This is a genomic window from Mucilaginibacter terrigena (genome assembly GCF_004168255.1).
GTDB lineage: Bacteria > Bacteroidota > Bacteroidia > Sphingobacteriales > Sphingobacteriaceae > Mucilaginibacter > Mucilaginibacter terrigena.
The window spans coordinates 334,652-357,407 of record NZ_SEWG01000005.1 but is presented as its reverse complement, the minus strand read 5'-3'; the positions used below and the strand labels follow the sequence as shown (position 1 = coordinate 357,407).

27 protein-coding genes are annotated in these 22,756 nt (G+C 44.7%); 10 read left to right on the top strand and 17 right to left on the bottom strand.

What is annotated here, in order from left to right:
- Nucleotides 1-75 precede the first annotated feature (75 nt).
- Nucleotides 76-603, top strand: coding sequence for a YfiT family bacillithiol transferase (locus EWM62_RS14465; protein ID WP_129877377.1), 528 nt, complete (start codon nt 76-78; stop codon nt 601-603).
- Nucleotides 604-658: 55 nt separating this feature from the next.
- Here the strand turns inward: EWM62_RS14465 and EWM62_RS14460 are convergent, their stop codons facing one another.
- From EWM62_RS14460 to EWM62_RS14440, 5 genes are read right to left on the bottom strand one after another with little or no spacing between them, the layout of a single operon-like run.
- Nucleotides 659-1,069: a DUF4476 domain-containing protein gene (locus EWM62_RS14460; RefSeq protein WP_129877376.1), complete on the bottom strand. Its 411-nt coding sequence runs from the start codon at nt 1,067-1,069 to the stop codon at nt 659-661.
- Nucleotides 1,070-1,121: 52 nt separating this feature from the next.
- Nucleotides 1,122-2,198, bottom strand: coding sequence for an HpaII family restriction endonuclease (locus EWM62_RS14455; protein ID WP_129877375.1), 1,077 nt, complete (start codon nt 2,196-2,198; stop codon nt 1,122-1,124).
- Nucleotides 2,199-2,204: 6 nt separating this feature from the next.
- A complete protein-coding gene (locus EWM62_RS14450; RefSeq protein WP_129877374.1) occupies nt 2,205-3,395 on the bottom strand; it encodes a DNA cytosine methyltransferase in 1,191 nt (396 codons plus the stop codon).
- Nucleotides 3,392-3,625, bottom strand: coding sequence for a helix-turn-helix domain-containing protein (locus EWM62_RS14445; protein ID WP_129877373.1), 234 nt, complete (start codon nt 3,623-3,625; stop codon nt 3,392-3,394). Before EWM62_RS14445 ends, EWM62_RS14450 begins: the two co-directional genes overlap by 4 nt.
- A gap of 53 nt (nt 3,626-3,678) precedes the next feature.
- Complete coding sequence (locus EWM62_RS14440; protein ID WP_129877372.1) at nt 3,679-4,101, bottom strand: very short patch repair endonuclease; 423 nt, start codon at nt 4,099-4,101, stop codon at nt 3,679-3,681.
- A 97-nt stretch (nt 4,102-4,198) separates the two neighbouring features.
- Between EWM62_RS14440 and EWM62_RS14435 the strand changes: the two genes are divergently transcribed.
- Nucleotides 4,199-4,771 (top strand): C40 family peptidase, encoded by a 573-nt coding sequence (locus EWM62_RS14435; protein ID WP_129877371.1) that lies wholly within the window; start codon nt 4,199-4,201, stop codon nt 4,769-4,771.
- 79 nt (nt 4,772-4,850) lie between these two features.
- Here the strand turns inward: EWM62_RS14435 and EWM62_RS14430 are convergent, their stop codons facing one another.
- Nucleotides 4,851-5,216 carry a CoA-binding protein gene (locus tag EWM62_RS14430; protein WP_129877370.1) on the bottom strand — a complete coding sequence of 122 codons (366 nt, stop codon included), beginning with the start codon at nt 5,214-5,216 and terminating at the stop codon, nt 4,851-4,853.
- A gap of 211 nt (nt 5,217-5,427) precedes the next feature.
- Between EWM62_RS14430 and EWM62_RS14425 the strand changes: the two genes are divergently transcribed.
- From EWM62_RS14425 to EWM62_RS14415, 3 genes are all read left to right on the top strand, one after another.
- A complete protein-coding gene (locus tag EWM62_RS14425) occupies nt 5,428-6,006 on the top strand; it encodes an RNA polymerase sigma factor (RefSeq protein ID WP_238989355.1) in 579 nt (192 codons plus the stop codon).
- Nucleotides 6,007-6,026: 20 nt separating this feature from the next.
- Complete coding sequence (locus tag EWM62_RS14420) at nt 6,027-6,428, top strand: hypothetical protein (protein WP_203235048.1); 402 nt, start codon at nt 6,027-6,029, stop codon at nt 6,426-6,428.
- 95 nt (nt 6,429-6,523) lie between these two features.
- Nucleotides 6,524-6,739 (top strand): hypothetical protein, encoded by a 216-nt coding sequence (locus EWM62_RS14415; RefSeq protein ID WP_129877369.1) that lies wholly within the window; start codon nt 6,524-6,526, stop codon nt 6,737-6,739.
- Nucleotides 6,740-6,779: 40 nt separating this feature from the next.
- On the opposite strand, the gene EWM62_RS14410 is transcribed toward EWM62_RS14415, so the two are convergent.
- Both EWM62_RS14410 and EWM62_RS14405 read right to left on the bottom strand, forming a co-directional pair.
- On the bottom strand, nt 6,780-7,265 hold the full coding sequence (locus EWM62_RS14410) for a DinB family protein (RefSeq protein WP_129877368.1): 486 nt from the start codon (nt 7,263-7,265) through the stop codon (nt 6,780-6,782).
- 113 nt (nt 7,266-7,378) lie between these two features.
- Nucleotides 7,379-8,929, bottom strand: a complete 1,551-nt coding sequence (locus EWM62_RS14405) for an NAD(P)/FAD-dependent oxidoreductase (RefSeq protein WP_129877367.1) — start codon at nt 8,927-8,929, stop codon at nt 7,379-7,381.
- Between the two features lie 431 nt (nt 8,930-9,360).
- On the opposite strand from EWM62_RS14405, the gene EWM62_RS14400 reads away from it, so the two are divergent.
- Nucleotides 9,361-9,930, top strand: a complete 570-nt coding sequence (locus EWM62_RS14400; RefSeq protein ID WP_129877366.1) for an RNA polymerase sigma factor — start codon at nt 9,361-9,363, stop codon at nt 9,928-9,930.
- A gap of 209 nt (nt 9,931-10,139) precedes the next feature.
- On the opposite strand, the gene EWM62_RS14395 is transcribed toward EWM62_RS14400, so the two are convergent.
- The gene (locus tag EWM62_RS14395) at nt 10,140-12,428 is read right to left on the bottom strand and encodes a GH92 family glycosyl hydrolase (RefSeq protein WP_129877365.1); all 2,289 of its coding nucleotides are present in this window, start codon (nt 12,426-12,428) and stop codon (nt 10,140-10,142) included.
- A gap of 201 nt (nt 12,429-12,629) precedes the next feature.
- Between EWM62_RS14395 and EWM62_RS14390 the strand changes: the two genes are divergently transcribed.
- The 4 genes from EWM62_RS14390 to EWM62_RS14375 all read left to right on the top strand — a co-directional run bounded on the left by EWM62_RS14390 (nt 12,630) and on the right by EWM62_RS14375 (nt 15,183).
- Complete coding sequence (locus EWM62_RS14390; protein WP_129877364.1) at nt 12,630-13,208, top strand: LemA family protein; 579 nt, start codon at nt 12,630-12,632, stop codon at nt 13,206-13,208.
- A 103-nt stretch (nt 13,209-13,311) separates the two neighbouring features.
- A complete protein-coding gene (locus tag EWM62_RS14385; protein WP_129877363.1) occupies nt 13,312-13,746 on the top strand; it encodes a TPM domain-containing protein in 435 nt (144 codons plus the stop codon).
- Nucleotides 13,747-13,755: 9 nt separating this feature from the next.
- On the top strand, nt 13,756-14,556 hold the full coding sequence (locus tag EWM62_RS14380) for a TPM domain-containing protein (protein ID WP_129877362.1): 801 nt from the start codon (nt 13,756-13,758) through the stop codon (nt 14,554-14,556).
- Nucleotides 14,557-14,634: 78 nt separating this feature from the next.
- A complete protein-coding gene (locus tag EWM62_RS14375) occupies nt 14,635-15,183 on the top strand; it encodes an NUDIX hydrolase (RefSeq protein ID WP_129877361.1) in 549 nt (182 codons plus the stop codon).
- Nucleotides 15,184-15,271: 88 nt separating this feature from the next.
- On the opposite strand, the gene EWM62_RS14370 is transcribed toward EWM62_RS14375, so the two are convergent.
- From EWM62_RS14370 to EWM62_RS14335, 8 genes are all read right to left on the bottom strand, one after another.
- Nucleotides 15,272-15,769, bottom strand: a complete 498-nt coding sequence (locus tag EWM62_RS14370) for an acetyl-CoA carboxylase biotin carboxyl carrier protein subunit (protein WP_129877360.1) — start codon at nt 15,767-15,769, stop codon at nt 15,272-15,274.
- A 50-nt stretch (nt 15,770-15,819) separates the two neighbouring features.
- Nucleotides 15,820-16,482, bottom strand: coding sequence for a DUF4159 domain-containing protein (locus tag EWM62_RS14365; RefSeq protein ID WP_129877359.1), 663 nt, complete (start codon nt 16,480-16,482; stop codon nt 15,820-15,822).
- Nucleotides 16,483-17,190: a 16S rRNA (uracil(1498)-N(3))-methyltransferase gene (locus EWM62_RS14360; protein ID WP_129877358.1), complete on the bottom strand. Its 708-nt coding sequence runs from the start codon at nt 17,188-17,190 to the stop codon at nt 16,483-16,485.
- 92 nt (nt 17,191-17,282) lie between these two features.
- Entirely contained in the window at nt 17,283-18,623 is a 1,341-nt protein-coding gene (locus EWM62_RS14355; RefSeq protein ID WP_129877357.1) for a hemolysin family protein, read from the bottom strand.
- An 8-nt stretch (nt 18,624-18,631) separates the two neighbouring features.
- On the bottom strand, nt 18,632-19,177 hold the full coding sequence (locus EWM62_RS14350) for an inorganic diphosphatase (RefSeq protein ID WP_129877356.1): 546 nt from the start codon (nt 19,175-19,177) through the stop codon (nt 18,632-18,634).
- An 18-nt stretch (nt 19,178-19,195) separates the two neighbouring features.
- Nucleotides 19,196-19,834 carry a DedA family protein gene (locus EWM62_RS14345; RefSeq protein WP_129877355.1) on the bottom strand — a complete coding sequence of 213 codons (639 nt, stop codon included), beginning with the start codon at nt 19,832-19,834 and terminating at the stop codon, nt 19,196-19,198.
- Between the two features lie 56 nt (nt 19,835-19,890).
- On the bottom strand, nt 19,891-21,270 hold the full coding sequence (locus tag EWM62_RS14340; RefSeq protein WP_129877354.1) for an NADH-quinone oxidoreductase subunit N: 1,380 nt from the start codon (nt 21,268-21,270) through the stop codon (nt 19,891-19,893).
- Between the two features lie 16 nt (nt 21,271-21,286).
- Nucleotides 21,287-22,753 (bottom strand): complex I subunit 4 family protein, encoded by a 1,467-nt coding sequence (locus tag EWM62_RS14335; RefSeq protein WP_129877353.1) that lies wholly within the window; start codon nt 22,751-22,753, stop codon nt 21,287-21,289.
- Nucleotides 22,754-22,756 lie beyond the last annotated feature (3 nt).

Below are 22,756 nucleotides of genomic sequence, written 5' to 3'. Positions count from 1 at the left end.
AATAACACTAAAACGCTAATTTAGCCCAATTCCTTATCTAACGATAAATTTTTAGTTATATCCACCAAAAAGAACATGACAGACGAACAAATGCGCTACCCCATAGGGAAATTTGTGCCGCCGGTATCATACACAGACGATGCCATGCGCCACTGGGTCCACGATATTGCCACATTGCCGGGCCGCGTGCGCGAAGCCATTATCGGCCTTAACTACCAACAGCTTGATACCCAATACCGCACCGGCGGCTGGACCTTGCGACAAGTGGTGCATCACCTGGCCGATAGCCATATGAACTCGTTATGCCGCTTTAAGCTGGCCCTTACCGAAGATAACCCCACCATAAAGCCATACGATGAAACAGGCTGGGCTATACAACCGGATTACCGCCTGCCGGTAGAGCCGTCATTAAAAATGCTTGATGGTATCCATCAGCACATGGTGGCCCTTTTCGAAAGCTTTAGCGAAGACCAATGGAACCGTACTTTTGTACACCCCGAATCGGGCAGTGTAACACCGCTTAAAAAAAACCTGGCGCTGTATGCATGGCACGGCAACCATCATTTGGCGCATTTAACAGAAACGGTTAAGAAGTTTAGGTAGGCGCTTTTTTCTTTGGTTTATTGCAAGAGACGAAAGAACCTTCGATAACCCTGCCTTACTTATTCTTTTTATAAAAATCCTCCAGTGCATCCTTATACTCCTCTCGACTGAACAGATTGGCCAGGTCAAGGAACGATTTGTAGTTGGTAACGTACGGGAAAGCGTATTTGGCGGCGGCAAGTTTTGAATCATCGGTCAAAAACTGGTTCATGAAGGTTACCAGCTGGTTTATGGTGATGCCCAGGTCCTTATCATTCACTTTGGCTTTTATCACCGCTATCTTCTCCTCGTCGGTACGCTGTTGCTGCATCTCTTTCAGGATAGCTTTGGCCTGCTCGCCGGTCATTGCTTTTTCCGGGTGGTTAATTTTATCGTAACTAATGGCCGGGGCGGTTGGTTTAACGCTTGGCGGGTTTGCCTGCGCCATTGTGGCACAAAGCAATAGGATTGGGATCAATAGTTTCATTGTTGATTAGGGTTGTTGGGATTAAATGTAGGAAGAATTGAGGAAAAGAGAATCAAATGAATCTTATTTGAAAATTAAGCTTTAAAAAGTTGTCCCCATTCGTATTATAGATTAATCCATAACCATGTCTTGCTGAACTCGGAGTGTCTATTCTTGTATTAGCTAAAAGATAATCTTCAAATAAGTTGCGATTTATGATGTGATAACAAACAACCTCTCCATCCTCTTTGATAACAATATAACCCTCAGTTCCGTCGTACTCTCCTGTCCAGGTCGTATTGGGCATCATTCCTAATGCAACTTCAGATAAAAACCGTTTTAGTTTATGCTCATAGAATTTATGCTTTAAAGATTGATCAAATCCTACGGGGTTGGTATTTGTTAAATAAGTACATAATGCTGATAAAGTAACTATATGATCTTTATAATAAGCTATTAGAGCCTCTGAAACTATGATAGGCAATAATGAATCGATAAGAACGAGATTATTATAAAATGTTTTATTATCAGTATCAACAAATTCAAGTGATGCACCTTTTTTATAAATAGTTTGAACTCTATCTCTAATTTTGCTTGATGTATTAATACTGTTAATTACGTTTACTTCGGAGGTTGAAAGACTAATGCCCTTGATTTTAAAATTAAGATTCGTAGCGGTACTTGCGTTCAACAATGTTGATGGGCTTCCTAACTTTGATTTGATACTAAAACCTAAAATTGGTTGAAAATTCGTTCTTGAATCATGTATCTGAATTACTATATCGGCTTTTGTCGATGAATTGGCTTTCAATGTGTATAAACCTAAGCTTTTTAGAAAAGTCTCTGTTGAGGCCACTGAAAAGGATGAACTCGACGATTTTATATTTGCTAATAAACTTAACGCATGTGATGCAAATTGAGTTACAGGTATACGTATTAAAGGGCTTTTACCATCTGAGATTATGATATCAGTCCCGCTTAGCGAGAAAGTCTTTTCCTTCGACAGTTCATTTTTCAGAACTGATATTACAGGATAAAAGAAGCCTGCTATTTTATTTAAATTGGCATCTCCTGGATACAGTTTCCCCTCTGCTAAAATTTTAAAAAAAGCATAGATTTCGCTCCATTCTCCTTTATTTCCTGTAAGCATATAATCTTATTTAAGTATTATCTTAATAATTTTTTCTGCCGTCGCTTGAATTGCTGGCACCGCTACTGAATTACCAAACTGTTTATATGCAGATGCGTCAGCAACAACTATTTTGTAGTCTTCCGGAAAACCTTGTAACCTCGCCCATTCTCTTGGTGTCATCTTTCTAATACCTTCTCGATTTACTTCGCTTTTGATCTTAGTTACTGGTGTGTAATCAACAATACGGTGGTCATAAACTAAATTTCTTTCACGGCCCATTCCTCCAACAACAATGGCATTCGCTACACCATCGTCAGGAATTATTTCAAATCCAAATCCATTGCCTTTATTAGCATGCCTTGCTTTGTGTTCGTGAAGGGTTTTTAAATATTGGGTTGATAGGTAGTACTTTGAAGAAACAACATTTTGTTCTTTAATATCTTCTAACACTTTCTTTGCGTCAAAAGGTTCAGGGTATTGAAATTCGGTGATGTTTAAATCTTTTCTAAAGCCAACTATAAATATCCGTTCTCTGTTTTGCGGAACACCGAAATTTTTGGCATTCATTATTTGGGGGTCAGGAACGTAGTAGCCCAAATCATTCCTAAGTACGTTTATGATGGTTTCTAAAGTTTTTCCTTTATCATGGCTTCTTAAACCTTTAACATTTTCTAAGAAGAAAGCTTTAGGCTTTTTTCGCCTTAATATTTCAGCCACGTCGTAAAACAGTGTTCCGCGAGTATCTTCAAATCCGCCCCTTTTCCCGGCAATAGAAAATGCCTGACAAGGGAATCCGGCACATAGGACATCAAACCCGTCGGGAATAAAACTTTTAACTTCTTCTTTGGTAATGTCCCCAAAGGGAACTTCTCCAAAATTTGCATAGTAGGTTTTCTTCGCTGATTCATCCCATTCGGAAGTGAACTCACATTTTCCACCAAGGTTTTGCATAGCTATTCGAAAACCACCAATTCCTGCAAAAAGATCAATAAACGTAAATTTCTTTTTTTCGGGTTCTAAAAAAGGAACATCTTCCGCACCAAATAATTTTTGCTGCAAAGCATGGTAAAATGTTTCGGGCTCATTGTATTCCTTACTATCATTTACTATTTCATAAGCTCTATTTTTGTATATTTTATTTTTTGATACAACGTAATGTGAAACAACAGCTTTGTCAATATCAAGGGTGTTATTTTTTGATGAGGTTAAGCTCATTTCGTTAACCCTCCATCAAAAGCTTCGCTATTAAAAAACTCTCTTAAACTAATCTCAAGAGCAAAAATTAATTTTTCAAGATTGATCACAGAAATATTTCTTTTTCCGTTTTCAACCTCGTTTACGTAAGTCTTATCTATCTCAGCTTTAAAGGCTAAAGCTTCCTGTGTGAGTTGTAAATTAGTGCGGTATTCCTTTATACGAAGACCTATTTTCTTTCGAATATCCATAGCTGCAAGCTATCTTCTATTCGACTATAAGTCAATCGGATATAAGTGAACTTTTAAGAAATTTGACGAAGATTTTCGAGCAAATTATTGAAAGTGTTTTCAAGCAAAGACTTTTTCATATCACATTGCCAAATAGTTATTATATTCCAACCCGCAGCCTTTAGCAAGGCTTCGACATTGACGTCATTTTTATTGTTATAGTTAATTTTTGTTTCCCACCATTCTCTCCTTGTTTCAGGCAAGGCAGCCTTTTTACACCCCTCATGCCCGTGCCAAAAGCACCCATGTATAAAAATCACGGTTTTGTATTTGGGTAATACAATATCCGGTTTGCCGGGCATATCTTTTACATGCAATCTGTATCGAAACCCGTTTTTATGCAGAAATTTACGTACGAGTAATTCAGGCTTGGTGTCCTTGCTTCTAATGCGCGACATATTATAGCTGCGGGTTTCTTTACTGTGTACGTCTGCCATTTTATATTAACTTATATAGTTGGGGTTTGTTTTTTAGTTCAAATTCTTTGCTTTATTTCAAAAATGAACAAAACCCCGTACACCCTGTTAATATTTTATGCGCTTCCCCATCCCATTCGCCTTCCTCCTCTTCACTCTACTCTCCTGCGGTGGTGATAAGCCCACGTACACCATTACCGCGGCGGATACCGTTACCGATACGGCGGGCCGCAAAACGGTGATATTGGCGCCAACGGATGGCACCGCGGATATGAACCATATCAACACCGGCAGCACCACCCCTGCCGAACTGATAGCTTTTGCACGTACCGCTATGGGCATCCCCTACAAATACGGTTCTACCGACCCGCAGCAGGGGTTCGATTGCTCAGGTTTTATTACCTATGTGTTCAATCATTTCGGGATTGCCGTGCCGCGTACTTCGGCCGATTTTACCAACGTAGATCACGAAGTACCGTTAAAAGACGCCCGCGCCGGCGACCTCATACTTTTCACCGGTACCGATAGCACCGTGCGCATTGTAGGCCATATGGGTATTGTAATTACCAACCCTAATGAGGAACTGCAGTTTATCCATTCCACCTCGGGTCGCGATAACGGCGTCACCATCTCCGTCCTCACCAAAGGATACCAGGAAAGATTTGTAAAAGTTGTGAGGATATTTGAATAAGCGAAAAGCTAAAAGACCAAAGCAGCAGAAAGCTTACTGATATCCGGCTTTTAGCTTTAGTCTTACTGCTTTTCGCTTTTTAGTATTGTCCAATACTCAGCAACACCAGCGTGCAGGCGTAATCTGTGGCTATGCCATTATCGTGGGCAAGGCGGCGCAGCTCGCTGTTTTCGGTGCCGGGGTTAAATATAATGCGTTTGGGGTGAGTGTTAATGATATAATCGTACAGCGGCGGCTGGTTTTGCGGGCCAACGTACAGCGTTATGGTATCAATATCGGTATGGATGGTTTCAGGTTTTTCGATGGGTACACCGGCAACCTCGCCGGTTTTTATGCCTACGTTAACAATGCTGTGCCCGCTGCGCACCAAGCGGTTGGCAGCAAGGTAAGCGTAACGGCTTGCATCGGGCGTGGCGCCCAGTATCAATGTTTTTTTATCGGCCATATGTGTAGAACATGCAAGGTAGCTGTTTAGTTTGCAAGCTGGTGCGGGATTTGTAGAGTGGGGAGCGGGGAAATCACTTTGGCTAATATACCTAACATCCGCAATCAATCCCCGCTCCACGCACCTCCCTCTTCAATCCCTTTCCAAAAAAATAAAATAATTTAAAATGTTTTCAAACCCTGCTCGTCTTTATCTTTAAACACACCATAAATTGACAGCAGCATCGATGCCCCAGGATAACAACAGCCATATCATACAAACCATTGCGTCGTATGGTAAAAGCCTGTTGGGGTTTATCCGCAAGCAGGTAAAAAATGATGCTGATGCCGAAGACATTCTGCAGGATGTTTGGTACCAGTTTAGCAATGTGGTAAACGCGGGGCCTATAGAGCAAACCAGCGCGTGGCTATACAGGGTAGCCAAAAACAAGATCATCGATAAGCATAAAAAACATACCGAGACCTTGCTGGAGGATATGCTGCCCGCAAGCGGTGATGATGACGACGAGGATAACCTGGATTTTCAGTCGATACTGCTTACCGAGGCCACAACGCCGGAAACCGCATACCTGCGCAACCTTTTTTGGGAACAGCTTTTTATAGCGCTTGATGAGCTGCCCGAAAATCAGCGACAGGTATTTATTTGGCAGGAGCTTGATGATATGCCTTTTGAGGAGATCGCCCAAAAAACAGGCGAGAACATTAACACCCTGGTATCGCGTAAGCGTTACGCGGTATTACATTTACGCAAACGGTTAAAACAATTGTATAAAGAAATTACAGAATATTAAAAAATTAAAGAAATAAGACAATGAAAAATACATTTTATAAATGGCGGTTTATATTTATCCCCATAGGGATAGCAGCCATATTAACGCTGGTAAGCTTTGTAGTAATGCAGCTTTGGAACCACCTGCTGCCCGATATTTTACACGTAGGTACCATTACCTACTGGCAGGCCATGGGCATATTTGTGCTCTGCAAAATACTGTTTGGCTTTGGCGGGCCTAAAGGCCGCGGCGGTGGTGCCCCGTGGATGCGCCGCAAACAAATGATGGAAGAAAGGCTGAAAAGCATGTCGCCCGAGGAGCGCGAGCACTTTAAAGAGCAAATGAAAAGCCGTTGTGGCTGGGGTGGCCGTGGCCGCCATCGCGACGACTGGCGCGAAGCCTGGAAAGATGCCCCGATAGCTGAGAAAGAGACGAAGGAATAAGTTTCGGGATAGAGGAACGGGGAGCGGTAACAGCTATTTTTAACGCTCTCCACACCGGGCCCCCCGTACCAACATAACAATAAACCCCTACTACTATGGATGTGCTGATATTTAAAACAAGTGTTGCCAGCAGGCAGGAAGTAAGCCGGATCCATCCGCTATTAACCTCGTTGGCCGAGATCCGCCAGTACAACTTCGACCTGGAAGATTGCGATAATATTCTACGTGTGGTAAGCAGCGGCATCGAACCGCAAACCATTAACCACATGCTGCAAATAGCCGGGTTTACCTGCGAGGAGTTGCCTTATTAAGTTGGCAGTTTGCAGCTATTTGCGAGCCGACAACTGAAAACTAACCTACAATCCTATGGAGTAAGGCAATTTGGCCGCTGTGGTAAACGTGATGTTGTACCAGGCCTTCAATCAAAGATTCGTGGCTTACTCCTGTACCCATTTCGCGGTTGCGGGCATCGTTAGTAGGCGCATCCCACTTATCCGCCGGCAAGTTTTGGATAATCCCTGCCAGGGTAACGTTGGCCAGTTTAAAATCGGCGATCAGTTGTTTCCATTTAGCCTCATCGGGATGGCCGGGGTCGGGCCAGTCGCCGCCTGCGGGTTCGCCGGCGGCTTGCCCGTTCATACGTGCGGTAACTTCCTGCGTCCAGCCCAGCATGTGCAATAATATACCGGCAATACTATGTACCGAGCCGGGCGGCAGTTCATAGGCTGCTTCAAAGCTAACATTATCGATAATATCATACGTTGCAGGGCCATACCATGGGTCGTGTGAAAGAATCTGCTGTAACGAATTTTGGAGTTTTTGGGCGATGATTGTCATACCTGGTTAAACGCACGGGCCGGCGCTTTGGTTTTGAACCGCGACTTATACGATATGACGGATTAAACAGATTTTGAAACGCGAATTATAAAAAGCAAGCCTGAATCTGCACCTCAATTAAAATATCTCGCCACCCCATCAGCACAATTCACCCCATCTATAGCCGCGGAGATAATACCGCCTGCATAACCTGCGCCCTCGCCACAGGGGAACAAACCTGCTACCTGCGGGTGCTGGAAGGTTTGCCTATCGCGAGGGACTTTTATAGGTGATGATGTGCGCGATTCTACGCCCACAAGGATAGCTTCGTTGGTATAATACCCTTTCATTTTACGGCCAAAGGCGGGTAACGCCTTACGCAAACGGTTGTGGATCCACTCGGGTAGTACCTCTTTCAGGTCTACACTTTTACAGCCGGGCAGGTACGAGTTTTCGGGCAGGTCTGCCGATACCCGGCCCTCCACAAAATCTATCATACGCTGGGCCGGGGCAACCAGGTTACCGCCGCCTGCCTTAAAGGCCATATGCTCTACCTGCTGCTGAAAGTTCAGCATCCTGAAAGGGTCGCTCATATCACCCTTTACATCTTCCATGTTTATCTGCACCACAGTACCCGAATTGGCAAAGGGGTTGTTGCGTTTGCTGGGGCTCCAGCCGTTCACTACAATTTCATCCTGCGCGGTAGCGCAGGGGGCTATGATACCACCGGGACACATACAAAACGAAAATACGCCGCGGTCTTCCACCTGCTCAACCAAATTATAATAGGAAGGTGGCAGGTCGGGGCCGCGGTATTCGCAATGGTACTGGGCGCGGTCAATAATTTCCTGCGGATGCTCTATGCGTACACCCAGGGCAAAAGGCTTGGCCTCAATCAAAATATCCTGGCTGTGCAGCATCCTGAAAACATCGTGCGCGGAGTGGCCGGTAGCCAGTATCACGGCATCAGCCAAAAGCTTTTCTCCGTTGGCCAGCTGCACGCCTTTTATCTTGCCAAAAGCCACCATAAGCACTGTTACCTTCGTATCAAACAGAACCTCGCCCCCTGCCGCCAAAATGCTTTCGCGCATGGCGGTTATAATCTGCGGCAGCTTGTTGGTGCCAATGTGCGGGCGGGCATCTACCAAAATATCTTCGGTTGCGCCATGGGCTACAAAGGTTTTCAATACGCCATTTACGTCGCCGCGCTTGGTGCTGCGGGTGTAAAGCTTACCATCCGAGTAGGTACCTGCGCCGCCTTCGCCAAAGCAGTAATTGCTTTCGGGGTTTACCAGGCCTTGTTTATTAATGTTGGCCAAATCGCGGCGGCGTTGTTTTACATCCTTACCACGTTCCAGGATCACCGGTTTTAGGCCTTGTTCAATACATTGCAAAGCGGCAAAGATCCCCGCAGGGCCGGCACCTATGATAATAACCCGTTTGGCGTCCTTTACATTTTTATATTGTGGATTGTAGCTCTCGGTTTGCACAGGTTCGTCAACAAATACCCTTACCTGCATGCGGTAAAGCACCTTACGGCCGCGCGCATCGATGGAGCGCTTTAATATTTTTATTCCGCTAATGCGTGTTTGGGGAATGTTGATAGCTGCCGAAGCCAGTGCTGTTAAAACCGTCTCGTCTTCGTGCTGCCCGGGGGGGCAAACAATCTCTACTTCTTTTATCATGCTGTGTGCCGGGTTTTTATCCCGGATAATGCAAAGATAAGTATTCAGTTGGCAGTTTTTAGTTTGCGGTTTGCAGGTAGATCTTTTAACCACAAAGAGCACGAAGGATCAGCAGTTTATAACCACAAAGAACACAGAGCCTTTTGATATCAAAACCTTTGCGCCCTTCGTGAAAATCTTCGTGCACTTTGTGGTCACATTTCGCTTTCCTATAAAAAAATTTCAATCCCATTGTTACACCCTGTCAGTATGTTACGTATGGCTTACGGCTTAGTGTATAAAATACACCAAAAAGCGTTCGGTAAGGGACGGTTAACTGTTCGCTATCGTACACTAAAAAAATAAAGTAATAATTATTTAACTGAAAACCAATCACTTACAAAAACGGCTCTGTTTTGGCATAGCCCGTTGTAGAATTAAAAATTACTAAAATGATGACCACCGTTGATAACCGTTTACAAACACTTTGGGAAGGCTGCCTGCGTAACGACAGGAAGCAACAAGAGATGTTATATAAAGTATTAGCGCCTAAAATGCTTGCGGTTTGCATGCGCTATGCTAAAGATAAAGACGAAGCACAGGATATATTACAGGAAGGCTTTATAAAAATGTTTAAAAACATGGGCAACTACCGTGGCGACGGAAGCCTGGAAGGCTGGATCCGCCGTATTATGGTGCACAGCGCTATATCGCGTTACCGCAAAGCTAAAAGCATGGTATTGGTTGATGATTTTGCAGAGCAGAACATCCCCGTAAGCAGAAGCTATAATGATAATGGTTTGGAAGCCCGCGACCTGATGAACATGGTTCAGGAGCTGCCAACCACCTACCGCTCTGTTTTTAATATGTACGCTATAGAGGGGTTCTCGCACCAGGAGATCAGCACTAAATTAGGTATGAGCGAACTTTTATCGCGCACTACGCTGCACCGTGCACGCGTTATCCTTAAAGATAAGCTGAACAAATTAGCGGTAAGAGAGCGCCATTGCATGGCAGGGTAAAAGCCTCTCCTCCAAAGGAGTTCTTTGAACCCGGCCCTCTTCGAAGGAGAGGGAGAAAAAACCAACTTCACAATGATTTATTGATTACCGACCGGCAAGCCCGCCGGGTTAATCAATAAATCAAAAGGTGAGCAGCTCTCGCTACCCACCTTTCAATTATCAATCAGTGTTCGATATCAACCGGACAACTAATCTCTACTCACCAACCTCTACTTGTGCTTACTGCTCATGTAAAACACCATTTCGCCGCCATTTATAATATCCTGGTGGGTGATGGTTAAGCTGGTATATGGTTTACCGTTAAGGGTCATTTTTTGCACATAAACATTCTTTTCGCTTTGGTTTTTTACAACGATATTAAACGTTTTGCCATTGCCAACCTGTATGGTGGCGTTGTTTACCGATGGACTGCCGATAGAATAATTTACTGAGCCCGGGGCTACAGGATAAAAACCCATCGAACTGAATATGTACCAGGCGCTCATCTGGCCGGTATCGTCGTTACCGCCTAAACCATCGGGTGTTGGTTTGTACATGCGCGGCAGTATCATGCGGATGCGTTCCTGCGTTTTCCAGGGCTTGTCTGTCCAGTTGTAAAGGTAAGCCACGTGGTGCGATGGCTCGTTACCATGTACGTAGTTACCAATAATGCCGTCGCGGGTAATATCCTCGGTTTCGGCAAAGTATTTATCCGGCAGGTTCATGGTGAACAGCGAATCGAGGTAAGGCACAAAGCGTTTATTGCCGCCCATCAGTTTTATTAAACCTTCGGGATCCTGCGGTGCAAACAAGGTATAGTTCCAGGCGTTGCCTTCAATAAAACCTTCGTTGATGGTGCTCAATGGGTCAAACTTAGCGCGGAAGGTACCATCTGCTTTCCTCGGCCTCATAAAGCCCGACTTTTCATCGTATACATTTTTATAGTTTTCGCTGCGTTTGATAAATTCGTTATAGATGTCCGTTTTACCCAGCTTTTTAGCCATCTGCGCTATTGCCCAGTCGTCATAAGCATACTCCAGCGTGTTAGATACCGATACGCCTGTCCTTTCGTCGGGAATGTAGCCTTTATCCATATAATCGCCAATGCCCTCGTAGCTGCGATGGCGGGCGGTGGCCACACAAGCCGCCAATGCTTTTTCGGCATCAAAAGGCGCATTACCTTTAACAACCGCATCGGCTAAAACAGATACGCTGTGGTAACCGCTCATGCACCAGTTCTCGTTAGCCGAGTTGCTCCAAACCGGTAACATCCCTTCAGGGCTCTGGTCAAAATGCACCATCATCGATCGTACCATATCAGCATTGCGCTGTGGCTGTATAATATTAAACAGGGGGTGCAGGGCGCGGTAGGTATCCCAAAGCGAGAAGGTGGTATAGTTGATAAAGCCATCTGCCTTATGTATGTTTTGGTCGAGGCCTTTGTACTGCCCGTCAACGTCCATGTAAATGGTTGGGTTTATCATGGTGTGGTACATAGCGGTATAAAAGTCCTGCTTGCGCTCGGTGCTGGCTTTAACCGTTATTTTTTCCAGTTCGGTTTCCCAAAGCTTTTGTCCGTCGGCTTTTACCTTGTCAAAATCCCAACCCGGTACTTCGGCCTGCATATTGGCCAGGGCGCCATCCATGCTCACCGGCGACAGGGCGAATTTGATCTTGATCTTCTCGCCTTCTTCGGTTTTAAAGTCGAAGTATGCACGGATCTGCTTGCCGGCTATCTCGGGGAAGTTTTTGCTTTGGTTGAACTTACCCCAGAAACCACCGTACACTTCGCGTTTATCATATTTTTTAAACCCATGCTGAATGAACTTTTTATTGAAAGCCATAGCGAAGTACAAGGTACGGGTACGCGCCCAACCATTGGTTTGGCGGTAACCTACCAGTGTGCTGTCATTTAATAGCTTTACATAGGTCCAAACGGTTTTGTCGGGGTAGTTGTAGATGCCTGCCATCAAGTCCAGAATAACATGCGACTGGTCTGACTTTGGGAAAGTGTACTGATGGAAACCAACACGCGCGCTGGTGGTCATTTCGGCAGTGATGTTTGAGGCATCAAGTTTTACTTTATAGTAGTTGGCCGCGCTTACTTCATTAGCATGCGAAAACCCCGAGCGGTAACCGCTGCCCGGTACATCTGCAACGCCGGGATTCAGCTTTAAAGCGCCTACGGTTGGCATGATCAGGAAGTCACCCAGGTCCGAGTGACCTGTACCGCTAAAATGGGTATGGCTAAAGCCCACAATGGTTTTATCCTCGTATTGGTAACCGGCGCAGTACTCATAAACTTTGGGGTTATATTTACCGTTTAGCTCGTAGCTGGCGGTATCGGTTTCGGGGCTAAGCTGCACCATTCCAAACGGAACAGTCGCACCCGGGTAAGTATGGCCCATACGCTGTGTACCGATAATAGGCTTTACGTATTGCACTAAATTTTCGTGTGTGCTTTGGGCGGCTGCATGCAGGCCGGTACAAATTAATAGCGCAGAAAATATCTTTTTCATTTATTGATGGTATGATATTGCGTGTCAGTAAATAGTTAAGTAAAGGCAAATATAAAATCATATAGCATGTTAGCCGTATTTAATTACATTTACACAGCCAATTATTGCCATTATGGCGTAAATGTTACGTTTTGTAACAACGGTATGCGTTTTGTAATCTAATTTGTAAATTCACATCACTATAAAAACTAAAAACACACAATGAAAAATTTATTGATCGCAATAGCTGTTGTAGTAGTACTGGCCCTTATGGGTGGCTGCAGTTACAATGGCATGGTAAAATCTGACGAGAACGTACAGGGCAAGTGGGGCGAGGTGCAAACACAGTACCAGCGCCGCAGCGACCTGATCCCTAACCTTGTATCAACCGTAAAAGGCGAAGCCAATTTTGAAAAAGGTACGTTAACCGAAGTTACCAATGCACGCGCAAGGGCAACATCTATCCAGGTTGACCCAACTAAGCTTACACCAGAAGCTATTCAGCAGTATCAGCAGGCACAGGGCCAGTTAAGCACTGCTTTGGGTCGTTTATTGGTTGCATCAGAAAACTACCCTACTTTAAGGGCTAATGATGCTTTCAGGAATTTACAGGTGCAGTTAGAAGGTACCGAAAACCGCATCGGCGTTGCCCGCCGCGATTTTAACGAATCGGTACAGGCATACAACAGCAAGATCCGTACTTTCCCGGCTAATATCACCGCTAAAATATTCGGTTTCGCTGTAAAAGGTTATTTCCAAAGCGATGCCGGTGCCGATAAAGCGCCAAAAGTCGCTTTTTAATTAGTGAATTAATGAGTTAGTGAATTAGTGATCGAGATCGCTTGTTTGCTAACTCCTTTTTATAAATCACTAAATTTAAAATTCACTAAATCACTAATTAACCATGGCAGTATTTACCGAAGAGGAACAGCAGCGGATACAAAAGGCTGTTGCCGATGCCGAGAAGAACACATCGGGCGAGGTACGCGTATGTATGGAGAAAACCTGTGCCGGCGACCCGCTGGACCGTGCGGTAAAATATTTCGCCCAGTTGGAGATGCATAAAACCAAGCTACGCAACGGTGTACTTATTTATGTGGCCACTGTTGACCGTAAGTTTGCCATCATTGGCGATGCCGGCATAAACGCCGTGGTACCTGCCGATTTTTGGGATGGCACCAAAGAAGAAATGCTGAACCATTTTAAATATGGCAACCTGGTTGAGGGCATTACAACCGGTGTTAAAAAAGCCGGCGAACAGCTAAAAAAATACTTCCCGTACATGCTTAACGATAAGAACGAGCTTCCGGACGATATCGCCTTTATGGACGGTCAATAAATTTATATAATGATCAAGAAACTATTTTTCTGCTTGTGCCTGGTGCTATGTTTAGCCCCTGCCTTTGCGCAGACCCTCCCTGATAAGCCAACTGCCAGCCCTGTTAGTGATTTTACTGGTACCCTATCCGGCGACCAAAAACAACAGTTGGACACTAAATTAAAGGCATTTGAAGATTCAACATCGATACAGATAGCCGTAGTTATAGTGCCTACAGTAGGCGATTACGAAATAAGCGACTACGCTTTAAAGCTCGGCCGGAAATGGGGTGTGGGCACAAAGGATAAGAACAACGGCGTAATGGTGCTTGTGGCGCTTAACGATCGGAAGATGACCATTCAAACAGGCTACGGCACCGAGGGCGCGCTTCCTGATATCATTACCCAGCAGATCATCCAGAACGATATGAAGCCCCGCTTTAGGGAGGGCGACTACTATGGAGGGTTAGATGCTGCCGTTACCAATATCATTAAATACACCAAAGGTGAATACAAGGCCGAAAAAAAGAATTCCGTAAGTAAAAAGGACGGCGGCTCAATCGGTTTCATTATTATTATTGTCATCTTTATACTTATCATCGTATTCCGTAAACGCGGCGGCGGTGGTGGTGGCGGCCGTATAATTGGCAGCCGCGGCGGCGCAAGCCCGTTTTGGTGGTTCCTGGCGGGTAATATGCTTGGCGGTGGTGGCCGTAGCAGTGGCAGCAACTGGGGTGGCTTTTCCGGTGGCGGAGGCAGCAGCGGAGGAGGTAGCTGGGGCGGTTTTGGTGGCGGCAGCTTTGGCGGCGGCGGAAGCAGCGGCAGCTGGTAAGGGTTAAATCCTAAACACTAAATTCTAAATCCGAAATTGTGCCTTTGACATAGCGTGAGGCGCTTAATTACTATGCTTATGAGTGAGCTTAACTGGAAGACCTGTTCATCTACCTACATACATAAAGGCCCCTGGGCTACCCTGCGCAGCGATAAGTGCGAAATGCCCGATGGCCGCATAGTGGAGCAATATTACGTGCTGGAGTACCCTAACTGGGTAAACGCTGTTGCCATAACCCAGGATAATAAAGTTTTAATGGTGCGCCAGTACAGGCATGCCGCCAACCTGGTTTCGCTTGAAATACCTGGTGGGGTAATTGATGGCGACGAGGCACCTGAGGCCGCTATGCGCCGCGAACTGCTGGAAGAAACCGGCTACCGGTTTGATGATATCGAACTGGTAAGCACCGTATATGCCAACCCATCCACCGCTAATAACAAAACCTTTTGCTACCTGGCCAAAGGCGGCAAAAAAGTACAGGGCCAAAGCCTTGACGAACACGAAGAACTTGTGGTGGAAGAGTATACAATAGCCGAAGTAAAACAGCTGCTGGCAGATAATAAAATAGCCCAGGCCTTACATTGCACCGGGTTGTTTTACGCTTTGATGAAATTGGGGGAACTTTAAGCCCGCCCGATAATTATTACAACTGTCAGTCTGAGCTTGTCGGAGACTTATACGCTTTCTTAATGGTTCGACAGGCTCACCATATTTCTTAAAACACAATTAATATCTGTCCTTTTTCAACTTTATCGCCGGGCTTTATTTTGATGGTTTTTACCGTAACATCTGCCGGGGCTTTAATAATGTTTTCCATTTTCATGGCTTCCAGTACAAACAGGTTATCGCCTTTTTTAATTTCGGCGCCTTCTTCAACCAAAACCTTTAATACCAAGCCGGGCATCGGGGCTTTAATATCGCTTACCCTGGCGGTCATCAGATTGCTCAGGCCCATCTTGTCCAGCAGTACATCAAACTGGTCTTTTGCTGCAAGGGTGTAAATATTGTTGTTCACCTTTATTTCGGCAGTCTTTGCTTGCGGGTCAAAACTTACCACCTCGGCGTTGTACGATCCATTATTGTTAATAACATGATACAGCAGGTCATTCAGTTGCTTGATATCCGCGTCGACGGTATCGTTATTTACTGACAGCGTATCGCCTTTTCTTTCAACTTCAAAATCGTGCGTATTATTAACTTTTATCTTGTACATATTGTCTGGATCAGGATCTTCCGAATTTATGAATTAACAGATAATTTATCTTATTTAGTGAAGATATATTGGATAAGGTTCGCGCCCATTCTAAGGGCTTTTAACCGCGCTTCCTGGCTGTCGCCGGCATAAGTGCCATAATCTTCCCAGCCATTGCCCAGGTCGCACTCGTAGGTATAAAAACATACCAGCCTGCCCTTATAGATCAACCCAAAGCCTTGCGGGCGTTTACCATCGTGTTCGTGAATTTTTGGCAGGCCTGCAGGGAAACTATATTTTTGGTGATAAATGGCGTAATTTGCCGGCAGCTCTACAAAATCAAGCTCGGGGAATACCTTTTTCATTTGCGGGCGAATAAATTTATCAAACCCGTAATTATCATCGATATGCAAAAAGCCGCCGCCGGTTAAATACTTGCGCAGGTTGCGCGCCTCCTGGTCGCTAAACAGCACGTTGCCGTGCCCGGTCATAAACACAAAAGGGTAATTATAGATCTGCTCGCTGCCCACCTCAACCACCTCTTCCTCGGGCTGAAAATTTGTTTTCAGGTTTTCGTTGCAAAATTTAATGAGGTTTACCAGGGCTGTGCGGTCACCATACCAATCACCGCCGCCGTTATATTTTAGCCTGCCCATTTTGTACGATGGCGCGGTAAAGCTACTGATGCAAAACATCAGGGCAATAGCTGCGGTAACAAAAATGGATCTCCTCATTTATCGGTTTAAAAAATTTACTTCGAAACATGCTTCTAATGCGGCTGTTTCGGTACGCAAACGGCTTTCACCTAAAGTTATGGCTTTATAACCGCTCTGCAAAGCGGCATCTACTTCGGCGGGGGTAAAATCCCCCTCGGGGCCTATCAGTATCAAATAACGGTTTTGTTTTAAGATAGATTGTGCCAGGCTTGCTTTTTCGCCCTCATCGCAATGCGCAATAAACTTTTGCCCGTCAAATGGTTGTTTTATAAATTGGGCCAGGTTAACCGGCGCATTCAAAACAGGGTGATATGCTTTGATAGATTGCTTTATGGCCGAGGTAATGATCTTGTTCAGGCGTTCGGCCTTAGCTTCCTTCCGTTCCGACCGCTGGCAGATGATCAGCGTTATCTCGTCGATCCCAATTTCTGTGGCTTTTTCTAAAAACCATTCTACCCTGTCTAAATTTTTTGTTGGCGCTATGGCTATATGCAGGTAATGGTTACGTTTATTAAACTGCTGTGTAACGGAGTTGATCTGCAGGATGGTACGCTTGGGGTGGGCATCCTTTATTTCGGCTTTATACAGGCCGCCCTTGCCGTCTATCAGGGTGACGGCATCACCAACATTCAGGCGCAGTACGCGCACGGCGTGTTTGCTCTCTTCCTCGCTTAAAAAGTATTGGGATAAAGTGGGGTCGATATCAGGTGTGTAAAAAAGCTGCATTTTCTTTTTTAGTATCAAGTAGTTAGTAGCAGGTATCAAGGTTTTTAAAGTAGTGGATCCTGGTCATGACACTAACTACTTGATACTCGAAACTAATGTAAATCTACAGCGTCCTCTTCGTTTATCAGCAGCTCCAGTTTTACAGATTCGATGTTCTGGTCAGATTTTTTCAGCACGGTAATGTTGTAGCCGTTACTTTCCTTTTGCTCACCTACATCAGGTATCTTACCAAAAATATGGCCCAGCCATCCGGATACGGTATCAAAGTCGCCATCCTCGGGCAGGTCGTGCGGCAGGTGCTCGTTCACGTCGTATATCGGCGCAAGGGCATTTACCACAAACTCGCGGTCGTTCAGTTTCTCAACAATTGGCTTTTCTTCGTCAAACTCATCCTGGATCTCGCCAACCAACTCCTCTACAATATCTTCCAGAGTAACCATCCCGGCCGTACCACCAAACTCGTCGGACACGATGGCTATCTGGATGCGCTTTTGTTGCAGCTCGGCCATCAGGTCGTTTATCTTTTTTGTTTCCGGGATAAAGTATGGCTTGCGGATGATGTCCTTCAATACTATCGGCTCGTTACGGGCCAGCAAAGGCAGGATATCCTTAGCGTGAACAATACCCACGATCTTATCGATCACCTCGTCGTAAACAGGCATGCGCGAGTAACCTTCGGTTATCAGGCACTCCAACAGGTCTTCCTTGGTGGTATCCAGTTCAATACCCGATATTTTGGTACGGGGCACCATAATGTTCTTTACCACACGCTCGTTAAAATCAAATACATTTTGGATCAGTTCGTGCTCGTTAGAGTCCAGCGCGCCGGTTTCCCGTCCCTGTTCTAACAGGTATTGCAGTTCTTCAGAACTATGGTGTGTTTCGCCGCCCTCTAAGGTTGTTATACCAAACAGCTTTAATATAAAGTTGGCAAAGCCGTTAAGCAGCCATATAGCCGGCCTGAAAACCACAAAGAAAAATCTTAATGGTAACGATACGGCCATAACCGTTCCGGCTGATTTTTGAATAGCAAGCGACTTTGGCGCCAACTCGCCAAATACAATATGTAATATGGTAATAACAGCAAACGAAACGATGTGGCTGGCGGTAATAAAGCCTGGGGTAAGCGTAATGCCTACGCTTAAAAACCCGCGTAATACAATATTGGTAACTACGCCCTCGCCAACAACACCAAGCCCCAGTGATGCTATGGTGATACCCAATTGGGTTGCGGCCAGGTAACCATCAAGATTATGGAGGATGCCGCGTGCTACTTTTGCAACGCCGCTGCCGGCTTTGGCCCTGAGCTCGATCTGCGAGCCTCTAACCCTAACCATGGCAAATTCTGCCGCCACAAAAAAGCCGTTAAGCAATACCAGGAAAATGGTAGCGAAAATGTAGAAAACACTAATTTCGTAATGTGCGGGGTCCATTAATTATTTTATTTGTAAACAGGGAAAGTAGATTTATATAACTCTAAACTTTCGGTAATTACTTTATGGGCGTAGCGTACACCTAACAAATGTTCAATAGTAACATTCTTGTCTTCCAGCTTCTTGTAATCTTTAAAAAAGCGTACAATTTCGGTCATGGCGTGTGGTGGGAGTTCCGTAAGGTCGTTAATATAATTAACCGACATATCGTTTTTTGCTACCGCGATGATCTTATCGTCCTGTTCGCCGTTATCAACCATGTGCATCACCCCTACAACCTTGGCCTCGATGATGGACATCGGGAAAACATCTATTGAGCAAAGCACCAAAATATCAAGCGGATCTTTATCATCGCAATAGGTTTGCGGGATAAAGCCATAATTGGCCGGGTACATTACCGATGAAAATAAAACACGGTCCAGCTTTAACAGGCCCGACTCTTTATCTATCTCGTATTTAGCTTTTGACCCTTTTGGTATCTCAATTATCGCGTTTACTATCTCAGGAATATTATCACCCGGTGAAACCTGATGCCAGGGATGTTGTGTGCTCATGTATTCTATCTATTAATTTTACTGTTCTTTTGATTTTGCAATTCGTCTTCTCACAAAAGCAAAAATCAGCGGAATTGTTGTAATAATTATCAAACCAAGTACAATGTACTCCAGATAATCCTTTAACTCGGGGAAGCGCCTGCCTAAAAAATAACCGGTTAAGGTTAAGGTTGTTACCCAGGCTACGCTGCCTATAATATTGTAAATGGTAAACTTTTTAAGATCAACTTTTACAACACCTGCAAATATAGGGGCAAATGTTCTAACTATGGGGAAAAATCTGCCTAAAATCAAAGCCATACCACCGTATTTGGCATAAAACTCTTCGGCAACAGCTATATATCGCTTTTTGAAGAAAAAGGAATCGTTTTTACTGAATAATACCGGCCCGGTACGGTAGCCAAACCAGTAGCCCGTATAGTTGCCTAAAATACCGGCAGCAATAAGCGAAAGTACTAAGGTGTAAATAGGCACATGGATTATCCCGGCGGCGCTTAACAGGCCTGCAAGAAACAGCAAATAATCGCCCGGTAAAAAAAACCCGAAAAACAAACCGGTCTCAGCATATACTACTATCAGCAACAGGTAAAAGCCACCACTGCTTAAAATAGACTGTGCGTCGGTTAAATTTTGAAGGTATTCCCAAAAGTTTTCCATTAACTATATCCGTAAAACTACAAATATTAAATCAAATTGTAGTTAGCAGCCCCTTATTAAATAAGGGCGGATATAAAGGCCGGATATACCCCGATAACGATGGTTGCAATCGCCGAAATGCCTAATACAAACTTATAATAAGCAGGTACTTCAACCTCGGCACGCTCGGCGCTGCGGAAATACATGGCAATAATAACCCGGAAATAATAGAAAATACTGATGATAGCGTTAACCACCGCTACAACCACCAACAAAGTGTTGTAGTGTGCCAACGCACCCGAAAACATGAAGAACTTACCAATAAAACCAGCAGTAAGCGGTATACCAGCCAGCGAAAGCATGCTTACAGTAAGCACCAGCGCCAGGAAGGGATTGTTTTTTGCAAGCCCGTTAAAGCCGTCGAAGTTATCGGTACGGGTTTGTTGTTTTACCAGTATAAGGGCGCCAAAAGCGATGATAGAGGCAATTGAATATGCTGCGGCGTATACAAATATGGAATTGGCCGAACCCGCGCCTAAAGCCACAATAGCAAATAGCAAATAGCCAGCGTGCGAGATGCTCGAAAAAGCCATCATGCGTTTAAAGCTTTGCTGATAAAGCGCGGTTATATTGCCAATGAACAGGGTGATAATGGTAATAACCAAAAGCACCGGTGCCCAAAAGGACGAGATGGTAAAAAAGCAAGCTGAAAACAGGCGTAAGAACGCCGCGAAACCAGCCACCTTAACCACGGTAGACATAAACAGAGTGATAAGCGATGGCGCACCTTCATAAACATCGGGTGTCCAGAAATGGAATGGGGCTGCACCCACTTTAAAGCAAAGGCCAACGATGATGAGCATAACACCCGTATAAAATAACGGGTCGTTACTGCGCGAATGGGTAACTATCCAATCGCGGATGCCATCCAGGTCAAATGAACCCGAAGCGCCATAGATTAGGGCAATACCGAACAACAGGAAGCCTGTTGAAAATGCGCCCATCAAAAAGTATTTTAAAGCGGCTTCGTTTGATGCAAAGTCTTTTTTACGGATGCCTGCCAGGATGTATAAACTTACCGACATGATCTCGATACCGATAAAAAGCATTACCAGGTTGTGGTACGATACCATCACGATAATGCCCGCTAACGAAAACAAAATAATGGCGTAATACTCGGCAATATGGCTGCTTATCCTTTCAAAATATCCTTTCGACAATAATAATATCAATATGGTTGAAACAATGCTTACCACCGAAAACGCGACAGAGAAGTTGTTGAACAACATCATCCCGTGGTAGATCGGCACGGCGCTATCATTCCATTGGGTAATAGCCGCAGTCATAGCCGCAAGTAAACCAATAATGGTTACCGGCAACAAAGCCTTTTGAACTTTATATAAACCCAGGTATAATATTACGATGGGTAAAACAGATATGATTATTAGAGTCGTCATTTATTTTATATCTGTATTAATATTTAGCATTGACAAATTTAGCGCTTACCGTATTAACCAAATTGGTAACAGCAGCTTCTGATATGTGCAGGATAGGTTGCGGATAAACACCTATTGCGATGATCAGCACGCAGATGATCCCAAGAACCAGTTTCTCTGAACCAGATATGTCGGTAAAGGTTAGCGTCAGCTCATTTGCTTCGCCCTGCATTACGCCTTTATACATGCGCAGCATATATACCGCGCCAAATATGATGGTTAAGCCTGCAACCGCGGCAAACCAGATGTTATAGTTATAAACACCTTTCAGCAACAAAAATTCGCCTACAAAACCATTGGTTAACGGCAGGGCAACTGTACCTAACAGGATAATTAAAAACGCGATAGAGAAATTTGGCGCTACTTTGGCGATGCCGCCCATTTGGCTGATGTCGCGGGTGTTTAAACGGCGGCTGATGATATCCCAGATAAAGAACATCCCCACTACGTTTATCCCGTGGCTCAACATCTGTATCATAGCACCCTGTACGCCTTGCGTTGTCCAGGCGAAGATACCGGCGGCTATGAGGCCTACGTGGGCTATTGAGGAGTAAGCCACCAACCGTTTACCGTCTTTTTGATTGAACGCGATAAGCGAAGCGTAAACAATGCCTATTACCGCTAAAATCATTGCCAGGTTTTGCCATTGCAGGAAACCCGCAGGCGCGTTTGGTATCAGCCAGCGTATAACGCCATAGATCCCCATCTTTAACATAATACCCGATAACATCATGGTACCGGCTGTAGGGGCTTCGGTGTAAGTATCGGGCTGCCATGTATGGAAAGGGAATACAGGCATCTTGATAGCGAAGGCAATAAAAAACGCCCAAAACACCCACGATTGCTGGGTTAAGTTAAGGCTTAGATCGTAAAAGCTCCTCAGGTCGTAAATGCCGCTTGGTGTTTGCAGCGCCAGGTAAATGATACCCAGCAACATAAACAGTGAACCGGCAAAGGTGTATATGAAAAATTTGATAGTAATGCGGATGCGGTTTTCGCCGCCCCATAGCGCGCAGATAAAGTAAATAGGGATCAATGCTGCTTCCCAGCCTACGTAAAACAGGAAACCATCTAACGCGGTAAATACAGTTAACATCCCCGCCTGCATAAATAATATCAGCGCGTAAAATGCTTTGGCGTTTTTATACTGGTGTTTATAGGTTGTTAAAATAATAAGCGGAACAAGTACAGTGCTTAATAATACCATTACCATACTTATACCATCGATGCCCGCTGTAAAATGTACACCCATTTGTGGGATCCAGGTTGCATCAACCGCGTATTGTACCGATGCATCGGGCACAAAGCCTGCCAGGAAATAAATAGCTACCGCAAGTTCTATTATAGAAAAGAACAAAGCCGCGTGCTTTACTGCCTCGTTCTTAAACAACAACACTAAAAGTGCTGCCACAACCGGTAAAAAAAGTAAAATACTAACCGTCATTTT